This window comes from Pseudomonas sp. P1.8 (genome assembly GCF_001269805.1).
Lineage (GTDB): Bacteria > Pseudomonadota > Gammaproteobacteria > Pseudomonadales > Pseudomonadaceae > Aquipseudomonas.
In genome coordinates this window covers 239,243-254,780 of sequence record NZ_LHVM01000010.1, presented here as the reverse complement: position 1 = coordinate 254,780, position 15,538 = coordinate 239,243, and the positions used below count along the sequence as shown (strand labels likewise).

12 protein-coding genes are annotated in these 15,538 nt (G+C 56.5%); 4 read left to right on the top strand and 8 right to left on the bottom strand.

Going from position 1 to position 15,538, the window contains the following annotated elements:
- The first annotated feature begins 1 nt into the window (after nucleotide 1).
- From paaH to paaK, 4 genes are all read left to right on the top strand, one after another.
- A complete protein-coding gene (gene paaH / locus AD668_RS09690) occupies nucleotides 2-1,519 on the top strand; it encodes a 3-hydroxyacyl-CoA dehydrogenase PaaH (protein ID WP_053157600.1) in 1,518 nt (505 codons plus the stop codon).
- Nucleotides 1,512-1,961, top strand: coding sequence for a hydroxyphenylacetyl-CoA thioesterase PaaI (gene paaI / locus AD668_RS09685; RefSeq protein ID WP_053157598.1), 450 nt, complete (start codon nucleotides 1,512-1,514; stop codon nucleotides 1,959-1,961). The genes paaH and paaI overlap by 8 nt, the downstream gene beginning before the upstream one ends.
- Nucleotides 1,954-3,165 carry a 3-oxoadipyl-CoA thiolase gene (pcaF, locus tag AD668_RS09680; protein WP_053157595.1) on the top strand — a complete coding sequence of 404 codons (1,212 nt, stop codon included), beginning with the start codon at nucleotides 1,954-1,956 and terminating at the stop codon, nucleotides 3,163-3,165. The genes paaI and pcaF overlap by 8 nt, the downstream gene beginning before the upstream one ends.
- Before the next feature lie 99 nt (nucleotides 3,166-3,264).
- Complete coding sequence (gene paaK / locus AD668_RS09675; protein ID WP_053157592.1) at nucleotides 3,265-4,590, top strand: phenylacetate--CoA ligase PaaK; 1,326 nt, start codon at nucleotides 3,265-3,267, stop codon at nucleotides 4,588-4,590.
- Between the two features lie 60 nt (nucleotides 4,591-4,650).
- On the opposite strand, the gene AD668_RS09670 is transcribed toward paaK, so the two are convergent.
- The 8 genes from AD668_RS09670 to AD668_RS09630 form a co-directional block, all read right to left on the bottom strand.
- Entirely contained in the window at nucleotides 4,651-5,622 is a 972-nt protein-coding gene (locus AD668_RS09670; RefSeq protein WP_053157589.1) for a hypothetical protein, read from the bottom strand.
- A complete protein-coding gene (locus AD668_RS09665; protein WP_053157585.1) occupies nucleotides 5,619-5,873 on the bottom strand; it encodes a hypothetical protein in 255 nt (84 codons plus the stop codon). Before AD668_RS09665 ends, AD668_RS09670 begins: the two co-directional genes overlap by 4 nt.
- Nucleotides 5,870-6,811 (bottom strand): hypothetical protein, encoded by a 942-nt coding sequence (locus AD668_RS09660; RefSeq protein WP_053157582.1) that lies wholly within the window; start codon nucleotides 6,809-6,811, stop codon nucleotides 5,870-5,872. The genes AD668_RS09665 and AD668_RS09660 overlap by 4 nt, the downstream gene beginning before the upstream one ends.
- A complete protein-coding gene (locus AD668_RS09650; protein WP_256220609.1) occupies nucleotides 6,808-10,080 on the bottom strand; it encodes a toxin VasX in 3,273 nt (1,090 codons plus the stop codon). The genes AD668_RS09660 and AD668_RS09650 overlap by 4 nt, the downstream gene beginning before the upstream one ends.
- A gap of 303 nt (nucleotides 10,081-10,383) precedes the next feature.
- The gene (gene galU / locus AD668_RS09645) at nucleotides 10,384-11,223 is read right to left on the bottom strand and encodes a UTP--glucose-1-phosphate uridylyltransferase GalU (RefSeq protein ID WP_053157579.1); all 840 of its coding nucleotides are present in this window, start codon (nucleotides 11,221-11,223) and stop codon (nucleotides 10,384-10,386) included.
- A 287-nt stretch (nucleotides 11,224-11,510) separates the two neighbouring features.
- Nucleotides 11,511-12,914, bottom strand: a complete 1,404-nt coding sequence (locus AD668_RS28680; RefSeq protein ID WP_172681812.1) for a glycosyltransferase family 2 protein — start codon at nucleotides 12,912-12,914, stop codon at nucleotides 11,511-11,513.
- A 110-nt stretch (nucleotides 12,915-13,024) separates the two neighbouring features.
- A complete protein-coding gene (locus AD668_RS09635) occupies nucleotides 13,025-14,527 on the bottom strand; it encodes a stealth conserved region 3 domain-containing protein (RefSeq protein WP_156322323.1) in 1,503 nt (500 codons plus the stop codon).
- Nucleotides 14,520-15,533: a galactosyltransferase-related protein gene (locus AD668_RS09630; protein WP_218187253.1), complete on the bottom strand. Its 1,014-nt coding sequence runs from the start codon at nucleotides 15,531-15,533 to the stop codon at nucleotides 14,520-14,522. Before AD668_RS09630 ends, AD668_RS09635 begins: the two co-directional genes overlap by 8 nt.
- Between the last annotated feature and the right edge of the window lie 5 nt (nucleotides 15,534-15,538).

The window sequence follows — 15,538 nt, the reverse complement described above, 5'->3', positions numbered from 1 at the left end:
CATGACCGCACTGAACATTTCTGCACGCATTGCGGTGATCGGCGCCGGCGCCATGGGCGCGGGCATTGCCCAGGTCGCGGCACAGGCCGGGCACCCGGTGCTTCTGCTGGACAATCGTCCCGGCGCTGCTGCGCAAGCGATTGAAGGCATCGACCGGCAACTGGGCAAACGAGTCGAGAGCGGCAAGCTGTCGGCCGAATCGCGCAGCGCGACGATTGCACGTCTGCAAGCGGCGCAGGCCATCGAAGCCCTGGCCGATTGCGACCTGATCATCGAAGCCATCGTCGAGAACCTTGAGGTCAAGCGCGCCCTGTTCCGCCAGCTCGAAGCCATCTGCGGCAAGCATTGCATCCTCGCAAGCAATACCTCTTCGCTGTCGATCACCAGCATTGGCGCACAACTCGAATATCCAGAACGCCTGCTCGGCCTGCACTTTTTCAACCCGGCACCGGTCATGGCGCTGGTGGAAATCGTCTCCGGTCTGGCCAGCGATCCGGCACTCGCCGAATGCCTGTACGACACCGCCAAGGCCTGGGGCAAAAAACCGGTGCACACCCGCTCCACACCGGGCTTTATCGTCAACCGCGTGGCACGGCCGTTCTATGCCGAAAGCCTGCGGATGCTTCAGGAAGGCGCGGCCGACTGCCCGACACTGGATGCGTTGATGCGCGAGGCCGGCGGCTTTGCCATGGGCGCCTTCGAGCTGACCGATTTGATCGGCCACGACGTCAACTACGCCGTGACCTGTTCGGTGTTCGATGCCTATTACCAGGACACTCGCTTCCTGCCGTCGCTAATCCAGAAAGAGCTGGTGGACGGTGGACGCTTTGGACGCAAGAGCGGTCAGGGCTTCTACAGTTATGCACAGGGCGCGGTGCGGCCGCAGCCTGCCGAAATCAGCAGCGATGCGGCCATCCAGGCTTGCGTGATCGAAGGTGATCTGGGCATCGCCCAAGGCCTGATTCCACGCTTGCAGGAACACGGCATCGAAATCATCCGGCGTGACGGGCAAGGCTTGCTGCGAGTCGGCGATGCCGTAATGGCCCTGAGTGACGGGCGCATGGCCTGCCAGCGCGCCAGGGAAGATGGACTGCGCAACCTGATCCTGCTGGATCTGGCGGCGGATTATGCACAGGCCAAACGCATCGCCATCAGCCACTCGGCTGGCATCGATCCGGTCGCACTCGAACAAGGCGTCGCCCTGTTGCAGCGGGCTGGTTGCAAAGTCAGCCTGCTCAGTGACAGCCCTGCCCTCGCCGTCCTGCGCACCGTGGCGATGCTCGCCAACGAAGCGGCCGACGCGCTGCTGCAAGGCGTGGCCTGCGCCGCCGACATCGATCTGGCGATGCGCGCCGGGGTCAATTATCCACAGGGGCCGCTGGCCTGGGCCGATGCCGTCGGCCTGCCGCACATTCTTCAAACCCTGGAAAACCTGCAAGCCAGTTACGGCGAAGAACGCTACCGGCCGTCGCTGCTGCTGCGCCGTCGCGTCGCCGAAGGGAGAAACTTCCATGACTAACCATGAAGCCATGACGTTGGCCAGCGAATGCGCCCAGGCCTTGCTCCAGCGTGACGCCGCCAGCCTGGGGATGGGCATGCGCCTGCTCTCGGCCGGTCCCGGCTGCGCCCGCGTGGGCATGACCGTGCGGGCCGACATGGTCCAGGGCCACGGCACCTGCCACGGCGGCTACCTGTTCGCCCTCGCCGACTCGGCATTCGCCTTTGCCTGCAACAGCTACAACGAAGCGACCGTGGCCATTGGTTGCAGCATCGATTACATCGCCCCAGCTCGCCTGGGCGACACACTGAACGCCGACTGCATTGAACAAAGCCGCTCCGGGCGCACCGGCAACTACGACGTACGCATTGAAAATCAGCAGGGCCAGTTGATCGCCCTGTTCCATGGCAAATCCTACAAAGTGCGCGGCCCGGTGCTGACGCGGGAGAATCCGAATGAATGACGCCCTGATCATCGACGCAGTCCGCACCCCGATTGGCCGCTACGCCGGCGTCCTGAGCGGCGTGCGTGCCGACGACCTCGGCGCGGTGCCGTTGCGTGAATTGCTGCGCCGTCACCCGCAAGTGGACTGGAGCAGCGTCGACGACGTGATCTACGGCTGCGCCAACCAGGCCGGCGAAGACAACCGCAACGTGGCGCGTATGTCGGCGTTGCTGGCCGGGCTGCCGGTCAGTGTGCCGGGCACCACCCTCAACCGCCTGTGCGGCTCCGGGCTGGATGCCATCGGCACCGCCGCCCGGGCCATTCGCAGCGGCGAAACCGGGCTGATGCTGGTGGGCGGCGTTGAATCCATGTCCCGCGCACCGCTGGTGATGGGCAAGGCCGAGCAGGCGTTTTCCCGGTCGGCCGAGATCTTCGACACCACCATCGGCTGGCGCTTCGTCAACCCGCTGATGAAAAAGGCCTACGGCATCGACTCCATGCCGGAAACGGCGGAAAACGTCGCCGCACAATTCAACATTTCCCGAGCCGACCAGGACGCCTTCGCCCTGCGCAGCCAGCAACGTGCTGCTGCCGCCCAGGCCAATGGACGCCTGGCCAAGGAAATCGTCGCGGTGGAAATTCCCCAGCGCAAAGGCCCGGCCAAAGTGGTCGAGCACGACGAACACCCGCGCGGCGACACCACCCTTGAGCAACTGGCCAAACTCGGCACGCCATTCCGCGAAGGCGGCAGCATCACCGCCGGCAACGCTTCTGGCGTTAACGACGGCGCCTGCGCGCTGCTGCTGGCCAGCCCCGAAGCCGCCAAACGACACGGATTGACCGCCCGGGGCCGCGTTGTCGCCATGGCCACCGCTGGCGTCGAACCACGGATCATGGGCATCGGCCCAGTCCCGGCTACGCGCAAAGTGCTGGAAGTAGCCAACCTGAGCCTGGCCGACATGGACGTGATCGAACTCAACGAAGCCTTCGCCGCCCAAGGCCTTGCCGTGTTGCGTGAACTGGGCCTGAGCGACACCGACCCGCGAGTCAACCCCAACGGCGGCGCCATTGCCCTGGGCCATCCATTGGGCATGAGCGGCGCGCGCTTGGTGACCACCGCCCTGCATGAGCTGGAGGAACGTAATGGCCGCTACGCCCTGTGCACCATGTGCATCGGCGTCGGCCAAGGGATCGCGCTGATCATCGAACGTCTATCCCACTAAAGAATCGCGATTCCCGAGGAGCCGAGAGGTATCCTTGGGACATGCACTCAAAGCCCTTGTGCAAAAGGGCTGGAACACAAAAACAATTCGAGTGAACACATGAACATGCCAATAGCCCAAGCAGAGCTCAATCCTGTGCTGGACCCGCTGGAAACCGCCAGCATCGACGAGCTGCGCCAGCATCAGCTGGAGCGCCTGCGCTGGAGCCTGAACCACGCCTACAACAACGTGCCGCTGTACCGTCAGCGTTTCGATGCGCTGGGCGTGCACCCGGACGACATCAAGTCCCTGGACGACCTGGCGAAGTTCCCCTTCACCACCAAGTCCGACCTGCGCGACAACTACCCCTACGGCATGTTTGCCGTGCCGATGAACGACATCGTGCGCCTGCACGCGTCCAGCGGCACCACCGGCAAACCGACCGTGGTCGGCTACACCCAGAACGACATCGACACCTGGGCCAACGTGGTGGCGCGTTCGATCCGCGCCGCCGGTGGCCGCCGTGGCGACAAGGTGCACATTTCCTATGGCTACGGCCTGTTCACCGGTGGCCTCGGCGCCCATTACGGTGCCGAACGCCTGGGCTGCACGGTGATCCCGATGTCCGGCGGCCAGACCGAAAAACAGGTGCAGCTGATCAAGGATTTCCAGCCGGACATCATCATGGTCACGCCGTCCTACATGCTCAACATCGCCGATGAAATCGAGCGTCAGGGCATCGACCCGCACAAACTGGCCCTGCGTCTGGGCATCTTCGGCGCCGAACCCTGGACCGCCGAACTGCGCAGCGCCATCGAGAACCGCCTGGGCATCACCGCCCTCGACATCTACGGTCTGTCGGAAATCATGGGGCCGGGTGTGGCGATGGAATGCGCCGAAACCAAAGACGGCCCGACCATCTGGGAAGACCACTTCTACCCGGAAATCATCGACCCGATCACCGGCGAAGTGCTGCCGGACGGGCAGATGGGCGAACTGGTGTTCACCTCCCTGAGCAAAGAAGCCCTGCCAATGATCCGCTACCGCACCCGCGACCTGACGCGACTGCTGCCGGGTACTGCACGGCCGATGCGACGCATCGACAAGATCACCGGGCGCAGCGATGACATGCTGATCATCCGCGGCGTCAACGTGTTCCCGACGCAGATCGAGGAGCAGGTACTGAAAGTCAAACAACTTGCCGAGTGCTACGAGATTCATCTGTATCGCAATGGCAACCTGGACAGCGTTGATGTGCATGTCGAACTCAAGGCTGAGCACCAGCACCTGAGCGATGAACAGCAGAAGGCTGTTTGCGGGGAGTTGAGCAAGCACATCAAGACGTACATCGGGATCAGTTCACGGATCGTTTTGCAGCCGCTCCATTCGATCAAGCGATCGGAAGGCAAGGCTTGCCACGTGTTGGATAAACGTCCTAAAGCATGACTGCTGCACCCCTTATTGCCCCGCTTTTGCGGGGTTTTTTTTGGATTCTGGCGGGTGTTGTCAAGCCGGCTCTCGCTCTTGCTGGGTAGCGAGCTCAGCCTCGCGTTTGGCGATGGCGGCTTCCAGTTCCGGGGAGCGTTTGGCCCATTGTTCCGGGGGGAGTGGTTTGGACCATTCGATGATGTCGGGGTGGCTCAACGCGGGTGGCGGTGACAATTTCCACGCTTGCAGCATCATTGCCAGCGGTGCCCCGAACAGTACGGCGCCGATGATAAGCCACAATGCCTTGTCAATTTCCCAGGCTGCCAGATGTTGTCTGATGCCATTCAAGTAGTCACAGAAAACACCCCAGAAAACATTCCTTCCACGCAGTCTCTCTCGCTCCCCTTCAAAATCATTGGTTAACGGGAGAACTTGCAGCCCGATCTCCATGTAGCTGCGCATGCACTCCCACAACGCCATCGCCGTGGTGCCGCCGCCGCAGTGGAAGCCCAGCGAAAAGTGCTTGTTGTCTTCCTCGGCGTGGGGATCCGGATTCTCGAAGCCGATGACCAGCAAGCCCATCGTGTTGCGGCCAGCCTGGCTGACGGAAGAGTGCTGAGTGGCGGCGGCGGTCACGCTTTCCCAGGGGGCGAGCCAGTATTCGCCGTTATCGCGTGGGACACAGACTTCGCGGCGTTGGCGGTTGAAGCGTATGGGTAGGGGGACTTCGCGGAAGAGGCCTTGGATCAGAAACAGCGCTGGGATGCCAGTGATGATTGAGCCAGCTATCAATATGTCTTGGCTAAAATCTCCAGAGGCGATATTTCGTGTGAAGTACGCCATGATTAAAAACAGCATCACCATCGGCCATAGCACCATTACCGCCGAACCGATGCTGTAGTTGCCGACATCCAGAAACACCTCGTTCTTGCGCCAGATGATGTTGAGCACATCACACGGCTTTTCTCCGGTAGGGATGGGCAGCGGCGCCAAATAATCATTGCGCGACAACAGCCGTTTTTTTGTGGTGCCTGCCTCGGGCGTGCTCATGGTTTGTCCTTGGGTTGCAGGTAAGAGGCGCCGGGATGATCTTCGCCGAGCCGGTAGCGCGGGACACGATCCAGCTCAGGCGTCGGGTCGTTCCGCAGCGCGATCACGCCGGTGCTGTCGCTCAAGGTAAAGGCCAGCCCTGCTTCGCCACCGATGAAGGTCGGGGCGCCGAGCATGGCGAGGAGTGGCGTGCGATAGCGCAACCGCAGGGAAACGCTGCCGGGCAACCGGCCTTGAGGATTTGTCGTCACGCCGGCTCTCGCTCTTGCGGGCTAGCGAGCTCAGCCTCGCGTTTGGCGATGGCGGCTTCGAGTTTCGGGGAGGGTTTGGCCCATTGTTCCGGGGGGAGTGGTTTGGACCATTCGATGATGTCGGGATAGAGCAGGTCGGGCGGTGGGTACAGCTTTTTCCTTTGCAGATAGGTGGCGAGAGGAGCATTGAAGATGAATACGCCGAACACGCCCTCCCACAACAGCGTCAAAATCCAACCGCGCTCTTTGGCCTTGTCGCTCATGTAATCGATGTAGTAGCGCAGGTTCGCTCCCGAGTTGAGCGCAGCCGCCTCCGGCGCTGCTGCCGGCCCGATCTCCATGTAGCTGCGCATGCACTCCCACAACGCCATCGCCGTGGTGCCGCCGCCGCAGTTGAAACCCAGCGAAAAGTGCTTGTTGTCTTCCTCGGCGTGGGGATCCGGATTCTCGAAGCCGATGACCAGCAAGCCCATCGTGTTGCGGCCAGCCTGGCTGACGGAAGAGTGCTGTGTGGCGGCGGCGGTCACGCTTTCCCAGGGGACGAGCCAGTATTCGCCGTTATCGCGTGGGACGCAGACTTCGCGGCGTTGGCGGTTGAAGCGTATGGGTAAGGGGACTTCGCGGAAGAGGCCTTGGATTACCAAACAGATAGGAATGCCCATAATAACTGCGCCCAATATCAAAATCTCTTGACTGAATTCAATGTCGAGATTTCGAGTAAAAAAAGACATGGCTAAAAACAGCATCACCCCCGGCCAAATGGTCATCACCGCCGAACCGATGCTGTAGTTGCCGACATCCAGAAACACCTCGTTCTTGCGCCAGATGATGTTGAGCACATCACACGGCTTTTCTCCGGTAGGGATGGGCAGCGGCGCCAAATAATCATTGCGCGACAACAGCCGTTTTTTTGTGGTGCCTGCCTCGGGCGTGCTCATGGTTTGTCCTTGGGTTGCAGGTAAGAGGCGCCGGGATGATCCTCGCCGAGCCGGTAGCGCGGGACACGATCCAGCTCAGGCGTCGGGTCGTTCCGCAGCGCGATCACGCCGGTGCTGTCGCTCAAGGTAAAGGCCAGCCCTGCTTCGCCACCGATGAAGGTCGGGGCGCCGAGCATGGCGAGGAGTGGCGTGCGATAGCGCAACCGCAGGGAAACGCTGCTGGGGGTTGTGCCCAAGACATCGCGTAGCGCCTTGAAGGGACCACTCAGGCGCAGACCCTGACCGTCCTTGAACGGTATCCACTCGCAAACGCTGCTGACCAGCCAGTGCGGCGTCATGTCCCGCCAGGGACGCGGCGGCTTGAAATGTTGGTTGGGGCTGTTCTTGATCAGATGGCGGTAAGCCTGGGTATCCACGGGATCACCGATCATGCTCAGCTCCAGGTAGGCACTGCCGGGCTCGGCCCCCGGTAAATCGATGGTCAGGGCCTCGATGGCGCTGACGAAGGCAAGGCCCGACGCGCCACTACCCAGGGTCGATTCCGTGCTGCTTTGCATGCTGACCCGAGGTGCATACAGGATGAAGTACAGCCTATCGAGTTCTTCCTCTTGGGCTTTGGGTGCGATGGGGGCCAGGTCAAGCGCCCGGGCTTTTGACCAGCAACAGAAGTTGAGGAAGTTTTGCAGCGGGGTTTGCTCGAACACCCAAGTGATCAAGTGCAGCACGCCCAGCACGGCAATCAGCCAATTCAACGGCCCCAGGTACAGCGTGTAGCGCAAGATGGCGGTTTCGACGGTTATTGAACCTGCCAAGGCGCGGGCAGTGTAGCCAAACCCTAACAACGCTTGGGCGCCAAAGGCCGCGATTTGTCCACCGACTACGCTCTGGCGCATCTCCAGCCATGGATCGACCCGGCTTTGGGCGTTTTCCAGCTGTACTTGCAGAGACCTGAACTCTGCGAATGCTGCACCGCCAGATAGCCCACCAATCACCCCACCAAACAACGTAAGCATCGGCGCAGTTGAACCAAAGAAGTGAAACCTATCCTTCCCCAACCCCTTCCGCACCTGATGATCAATCACCGCCACCAACGCCGCCCCCGCATACAACGTCGCCGACACCGTGTCATACATCCGTCGACTGTCCATCCCCTCCACCACCCCAGCCTCGCTCAAATAGTTCTGCGCATTCAGCACGTTCAACAACAACGCCGCCACTGGCACCACGCCGCCGCTGTTGGCCACCGCCGGCGAGTTGACGATCCGCTCCACCCGCCCGGCCCCAATGGCCTTGCCGGTGGTTTTCACCCAGCCGTCCAACGCGTCGGCCTGTTGTCCCAGCAGTTTCCACAGCTGCCGGCTCCCTTCGACGCCGAACTGCAAGCGCGCATCGCTGCCCAGACGCGCGGCGACGAAAATGCCCAGCCAGGCATTGCTGAAGGCTTTATCGCCTTTGAGCACCAGCAAGGCCGCCGCGAGCCGCTTGACCAGCACGCTCCACGCGCTGCCGACGTCACGGGCCATGGCCGCGATGTCGTGCAGGATCGGCTTGCTCAATGGCGCCAGCGCCAGGTGCGTGGCATTGAGGTTGTCGTCGGCCAGTGCCGCCATCAGTTCGCCCAGGCGGCTGACGTTATTGACGGCGGCGTCGATCGTGGGTGTCCATGCGTTGAACAGGTGCGTCAGCGCACCAACGTCCGCCGCGCGCACATAGTCGGCGTACTGTTCGGCCCCCTGGGCGCGGATGCATTGGGCGGTCAGGCAGCCGGTGGCGAGTTCGGTCAGCCACTGGCGGGTCTCCAGGTCGTCGTAATCGACAAACCAGGTGCCGCTGCGCGAGCGTTTGAGGTACTGGCCGCGGTCGGCGAACAACGCGGTGTGACGCTGCTCGATCTGCTGGTAGTGCGCCGGCGCGGTCTCTTCGAGCCAGGTGTTCATCGCCTTGAGGTCGATGTACTCGCTGACTTTATCACTCAAGAAATGGTTGTTGAGGTTGGCGTGCTTTTGCGCGCGGTACTCGCGGACGACGAATTCCGCTTCGGTGTACAAGTCCGCCGGAATAAACGCCCGCACCGGGGCGACGATGGCGGCGATGCGCGCATCGCGGGCGGCCGCCTCGGCCTGTGTGGGCTGGCCGCCGTACTGGCGGGCACGGGTTTCGGCCTTGAGTTCCTCATCCAGCCGGTGCTGGGCCTTGAGCATCACCTCGCCCTGCTCGGGCGTGAGGCTGATGTCGCGATCCTTGTATCGGTAGCTGAGCGTGCCGGCCAGCTCGGCGCCGTCTTCGCTGATCAGGCTGCGAATGAACCCGCCGATGCTCAGGCGCAAGTTGTTGTCGCCCAGCCACTGTTCGTGACGCGCCTCCAGCCACTCTTGCTCATGGTTGATGTCCCGCAGCACGCCCAGATCGTCGTCCAGGCAGGCGAACACGCTGAACAAGGGCCCAGCCTGGGATCTGGCGCGGTCCAGCCAGTCCCGGGTGCCCTGCCCGTCCCACGGCTCGGCACTCCACTGACCCGGCGGCTGATCGCTGGCGTCGGGGTACTCGGCGAGGATACGTTCGCGCTCACGGGCGCGGTGCATGGCGTCGGTGTAGGCCTTGATGTTGGCCGGGGTCGGGGCTTTCATCGCCGTGGCGCCCAGCGCGCCGGTGTCTTCACCGCCCTGTTTTTGATCCGCTTTCATCGACCGGGCATAGGTGTCCGGGATGAGTTCGGCCAGCACTTGATCGGCGCTCGCCAGCGGCGGGCAATGGGGCGCTTGCAGCTCGTCGGCCACCGTGCGCAAGGCCACGTGGCGCATGTGCGCTGCGCGCTGGGCATGGCTGTCGCTCAGCGACTGGCAGTGCTCGGCGTTCAGCGGGAACTCGCTGTAGAGCATCCAGGCGTCGTGGATTTTTTCCAGGGCCAGCCCCGCCACGTTACCCTTCTGCAAGAGGGTCGTCTCGTCCTCCAGCGCTTGCTCGCTGAGCAAACCATCTGCCGCGACCGCATAGCGTTTCAACGGACCGTTGTTTTGCCACAGGTAGAGAAAACCGGCCCGCAGGCGCCGTGTCGCCAGGGGATGACTCTGCGTGCCAACCCCGGGCTGGCAGCAGGCCTGGGTGGCGTTTTCTTCCCCCAGGGCATAACGCACCGGCACCACGAACAGTACCGGCTGGTGGGCCGGGCAAGGGGTCAAGGGGCTATTGATATCTTCATGCGGCATCGCCTTGGCGGCACGGTCGGCCTGTGCCAGGCGATCGACCATCGCCAGTCTATCTGCGCTCATACAGCTCCTTTTCGGCAATGTTGGCCGGCGCGAACCAGGTTTGTCCTGAATCTCTGAAAGGAGACAAACACAATGCCCAAGCCATACCTAGCCTGATCAAGTTCGAATTGCGGAGCACGCTAACAAAGCGGAAAAAGATTTGATGTAGGACAGATCTGAAAATGCAGATGGCTGAAATGCTTTGCCTTTTGGCTCGCACAAAAGCAAACGCCCCGAACAAGTCGGGGCGTTTGCCTGGGCCTTCATCCGTCTGGTTTTAAACAGACAGTGGAGGCGAGTTCAACACAAGCAGCTCAAGCGCTATCAGTAAGCCTTGCCTGTCTTGTAGAAGTTCTCGAAGCAGAAATTGGTCGCGTCGATGTAACCTTCAGCGCCGCCGCAGTCGAAACGCTTGCCTTTGAACTTGTAGGCCATCACACAACCGTTCTGGGCTTGTTTCATCAGGGCGTCGGTGATCTGGATTTCGCCACCCTTGCCTGGCTCGGTCTGTTCGATCAGGTCGAAGATGTCCGGGGTCAGGATGTAGCGGCCGATGATGGCCAGGTTTGACGGTGCATCTTCAGGCTTTGGCTTTTCAACCATGCTGTGGACACGGTAGATGTCGTCGCGGATCATCTCGCCAGCGATCACGCCGTACTTGTTGGTCTCTTGCGGGTCGACTTCCTGGATGGCCACGATCGAGCAGCGGAACTGCTTGTACAGCTTGACCATCTGGGTCAGCACGCCGTCACCGTCGAGGTTGACGCACAGGTCGTCCGCGAGCACCACGGCGAACGGTTCGTCGCCAATCAGCGGACGGCCAGTCAGAATCGCATGGCCCAGGCCTTTCATTTCGGTCTGACGGGTATAGGAGAACGAGCACTCGTCGAGCAGCTTGCGAATGCCGACCAGGTATTTTTCCTTGTCGGTGCCCTTGATCTGGTTTTCCAGTTCATAGCTGATGTCGAAATGGTCTTCCAGGGCGCGCTTGCCACGACCGGTGACGATGGAGATTTCGGTCAAGCCCGCATCCAGGGCCTCTTCAACGCCGTACTGGATCAGTGGCTTGTTCACCACCGGCAGCATTTCTTTAGGCATGGCTTTAGTCGCTGGCAGGAAGCGAGTACCGTAACCGGCTGCTGGGAACAAGCATTTCTTGATCATACAAAATCCTTAGTTTGATGGTCCATTTGAATCCGAAACATTTTAATATGTCCGTTAGAACCTTACAATATTTCACGCCAACTAACGTCCATTTAAATCAGAACGTGTAGCCAGCGAGACCCACTTCAAGATTTTTCCGGCGCCTGCGCTTTCGCTAAATGGGACTACTCACCCACTACCCCCTCATTAAATTTTTTGCTGCCCGCCCCTCTACAAAAACCGACTCAAAAAATAACTTTTCTCCCAAACCAATACGCTGATTTCAAAAAACCCAAAGTGAGCACTGTTTAACTACGAACAGCGTTCACGATGTATTTACGCTTTTTGTTTGTAGGATCAGCAATCTGCTTTAATAAATCCTCTCCGCAGACCTTGGCAAAATCTTTGAGATATCCGTGCGCCGGCGACTCCACATGAGCACTCAATGCAGCTATAAAATCACGACACTTTGTATATTTTGCAAACTTCAAACTGCGAACCAATTGCAAAATCCTGGCATCAGGCTTTTCTTCTAGCATATTAAGAAAAATAGAAAAAATATGCTCTTCCGCATCAGGACAGTACTTTACTAACAACTCTATAGACTTCTCAGAATCAGGCCAGTCTCGCCTTGTAAAAAGTCGCGTTGAACTACCACCCACAATGGAAATATTAAAGTCCTCGGAAAAAGTGTCTCTCCACTTTGTTTTAACCGTAAAGACATGCACAGTGCTACTCAACGGCTTTGTGGCAACAACTGTTTCCTTACCTGTAGAGCCCATCACTCTAATTTTTACGCTCTCACTTGAGGCCAGATCGTAAACAACGCCAAATATCCAATCCTTGTTTACAGAAATCAAGTCTACTCGGGCGCCATCAACTTTAGCCCTCAAAACATCAAGATTCTGTCTAACCCCGTTCATATACCGAACAACGGTCGAACTTTCTATTTCTGCACCCATTCGCTCGTGCGTTTGATTATGAAACTTATCGAATTCCGCGATATTTTTCAGCTCTTGATTTGCGCGGTCTGCTTTTGGCAGGGAGCGTCTCCTTGTCCACTCTTCTCTAGACTTTGTGTAGTAGTGATGCACCACTGCACGCCCCATGGAAGATCCCTTCAACTTGATCGGCATCGACTGATTCCAATCAGCAACTGCCAATGTATTATCGAGATATGCGCCTGACAACAAATCACAAATATGCGTACGCATATTGTAAGTATTTTTCGGAGAAAACATTGTCTTCACAACAGTAGATGGTTTTTTGTCGCACTTTTTAAAGCGATCGACAACCAATCCACCCGATGACTTTTCAAGTCCACTAGAACCAAATATTAGCCAAGGGAACGCTATAGCGCCAACATTGCCATGTTTGTGTTCAGCTTCAGCAAGAAGCTCTTTAACGGTACCGTTTTCGACAACCAGGAATTCATCAATATCGCAAATCAGAACATAATCATAATCCGATGAAAACTCCTCAATAAAATGACCATAGGCATCTCGCTGAGGGGGTATACCATCGCGTCTCGGCCAATGAACTCGAGTCATCTCGCCGATACCATGAAGCGCTGTCAATAACTCTGACGTACCATCATCACTAACATTATCGTAAATATATACAGAGTCAAAACCGATAACTTTGTAATATGAGATCCATTCTTCGACATAATCAATTTCGTTTCTACAGATCGCGCAAACAGCAATTTTCAAAATACGTACCTCGTTTCAAATAATCAATTCAAACAACAGATTTAAATTAATTACAAATCAACCACTTTTATTATTAAAAACCAATACGAAACCATTCATCGCACCCGCCATCACTCCCAGGCAGCAGGCTCGATTAGGCGCTGCGTGAAAAACTTAGTCGTTTGCTCTTTGTAAGCAATGTCCGCAGCGCTGCCATCGCCATCATTAAAGCAAAGCAGTTTGTATTTGTATGCGTCCTTACCTACTACTTGCGCCACATTGCCCGGGCGCACGATCAAGCTACTTGCGACCCCCTTAACGGCTCGCCCGCTTGCATAGGCATAATGATGATAGAAAAAAGAGGTCAAGTTGATATCTTCAAGGGATCGACGTTTAGCGTGCCGCGTAGCGTCCATAGCGTCAGAGAAGTTATCTTCAATCTCTTTCAATACAGATTTTTTCAATGAATACGGTACATGTCGATGCAAGCACCTGGCTTCATACTCCGCATATGCCAGTTTCAACAGATTTTTGGAGTTATTGGCTGCAGCCAAATAATCCAACGACTCATCCCTGCCCGCTTTTGAGTCCACCATACCATAGGATTCAAAATAGGCTACTGACCGCCCGATATCATCAAAAAAATCACTCGGCAAACAAGGTTGACCTAGTACAAAATCGTCATTGAGATATAAGAAATTTTCTGAAAGTTCAGGAATACGATGCAAACAGCACTCAATAGCATGTGAGTTAAACGTTGGAAGCATTGAGTCTACCGGAAATATATCCTCGTGTTTAACCCATACAATTTTAGGATGTTTTTTCAACCACTCTGGCTGACTGCAGTTAGAAACAATAAAAATGCGATTCAACCAAGGCGCATACTTATTCAAAGATCTTAGAGAGTACCGCAACTCGTCATTTGAAGTGTATCTGTCCGGATCAAAATCATCGTTAGGAAACGTCGACAGCCAGAAGTTTTGCCAGTCTTCATCGGCGTGGTTTACCCATGTATAAACCGCATCTATTGGACTCGTATATCCACACCCCGTTGGTGCCCCAGAATAAATAGCATCAAGCTCTTTTACCTGGAACTTCTTAATCAATGCTTTGGAGGATCGAACATTTGCAAAGCCTTCAGCATCGATATCATATTGATATATGCGAAGCACATACAAGACGCCTAACTGATTACTCATCTCCAGAACAAAATCTGGTCGAGAACCAAGTTTCTCGACGACACCACGAACATCGACTCTTTCACCAACCTTAGACCTGTAACTGTACGCTCCGCCCATTGTATAGACGGTCACATTCATCGATAAAGACTCTTTCAGTACCGCTACAAAGCTAATTAAACGATATAGATAACCTGACCAAATCAAAATGCTGTTTTTATCACTTCCATCTTCTGCCCCATACGCTGCGCCCATCGACCTGCGCAAATATTCTTGCACTCCAATCTGATGAATAATTTCAAGATCTATTAGCGCAGGCATTGTCACTGCATCCGTTTTTGCAGAAACAGCTACTTCCAACCCATTAAAAACGCGCTTCCTGAACATGTCATAGAAAAACAGATTCGGATCTTTTATAAATTTACGAAGCTTCTTGAACCGCTGAACATTATTCATTTAATAAGAACCTTAAACGCCGCCGAAAAGTGTCAAATCTGTCGACATGACCAGGCTTATTATCAAAAAGAATGCCGTAATCGCTTACGTCAATATTTTTATCCGCGCACATCTGGGCAAACAGTGAAATCAACGTGGGATCACCAACCACCTTTCCAATGGCTTTTTCTTCATGTAGCGAAACAAATAATTCGTAATTTTTCTTTCGCGCTGCCTGATAACCCTCAACATCAACTTTCTCATGAAAGACGTGAAACGCCACATCTTTTTCCAACAAAGCCTCAAAACAGCTTTCCCCGAGATAGCGTCGAAAACCACGGGCAAAGAGAGGAGACCTCGCTGTTTTGTCCAGCAACAAATCCGGCGCCCTATGCAGACTCCCATGAACCTCAGCCAGTCGCATCATGAAGTCAAAATCTTCATAGCCATGGCCTGAAAAAGCTTCATTGAATCCACCAACGAGCGGGTAGTCTTTACTGCGCATTATGATGACAGATGAGGGGCTTGCCAGATGAAGGAACTCTTTACGCGAAAAGTTAAAAAAAAGTTGAGTCAGCTGTTTTACATTAACTTTTGATCGTTTCAGATCACTGGACCCTTTTTTCGTAAGGTACAGACACGGCAACATGTAAAACGGTCGCTCTCGAGATTCAACCTTAGCCCTGTACTTTTCAATAAGCGCGAAATCAGGCCAGATATCTACATCTAACAAGGTTAGATAGGCATCTTTAACATGCTTGAACGCTTCATTACGCAGCAATGCCGCATTCACGTTTCCCGTGTAGAAGGGTTTCGAAACAGCAAACGCACCTTCGCACCTGCCAATGACGAGCCTGAACAGCTTATCCACCCACAGGCCGCGATCATTGTGAGCAAAGATGACTTTTACGTTTGAGCGATTTGCAGCCACGGCCATCTGTCGCGCCTTGGAAATGATGTCCAAGGGGCGGTGCATCAGATCCAGCGGCACGATGGCCGTGATGTTGTGTTTGGTTGCGTCTGACAATGTTC

Coding starts and splice junctions, on each gene's coding strand:
- paaH (WP_053157600.1), top strand. CDS start 2: ATGACCGCACTGAACATTTCTGCACGCATTGCGGTGATCGGCGCCGGC.
- paaI (WP_053157598.1), top strand. CDS start 1,512: ATGACTAACCATGAAGCCATGACGTTGGCCAGCGAATGCGCCCAGGCC.
- pcaF (WP_053157595.1), top strand. CDS start 1,954: ATGAATGACGCCCTGATCATCGACGCAGTCCGCACCCCGATTGGCCGC.
- paaK (WP_053157592.1), top strand. CDS start 3,265: ATGAACATGCCAATAGCCCAAGCAGAGCTCAATCCTGTGCTGGACCCG.
- AD668_RS09670 (WP_053157589.1), bottom strand. CDS start 5,622: ATGAGCACGCCCGAGGCAGGCACCACAAAAAAACGGCTGTTGTCGCGC.
- AD668_RS09660 (WP_053157582.1), bottom strand. CDS start 6,811: ATGAGCACGCCCGAGGCAGGCACCACAAAAAAACGGCTGTTGTCGCGC.
- AD668_RS09650 (WP_256220609.1), bottom strand. CDS start 10,080: ATGAGCGCAGATAGACTGGCGATGGTCGATCGCCTGGCACAGGCCGAC.
- galU (WP_053157579.1), bottom strand. CDS start 11,223: ATGATCAAGAAATGCTTGTTCCCAGCAGCCGGTTACGGTACTCGCTTC.
- AD668_RS09635 (WP_156322323.1), bottom strand. CDS start 14,527: ATGAATAATGTTCAGCGGTTCAAGAAGCTTCGTAAATTTATAAAAGAT.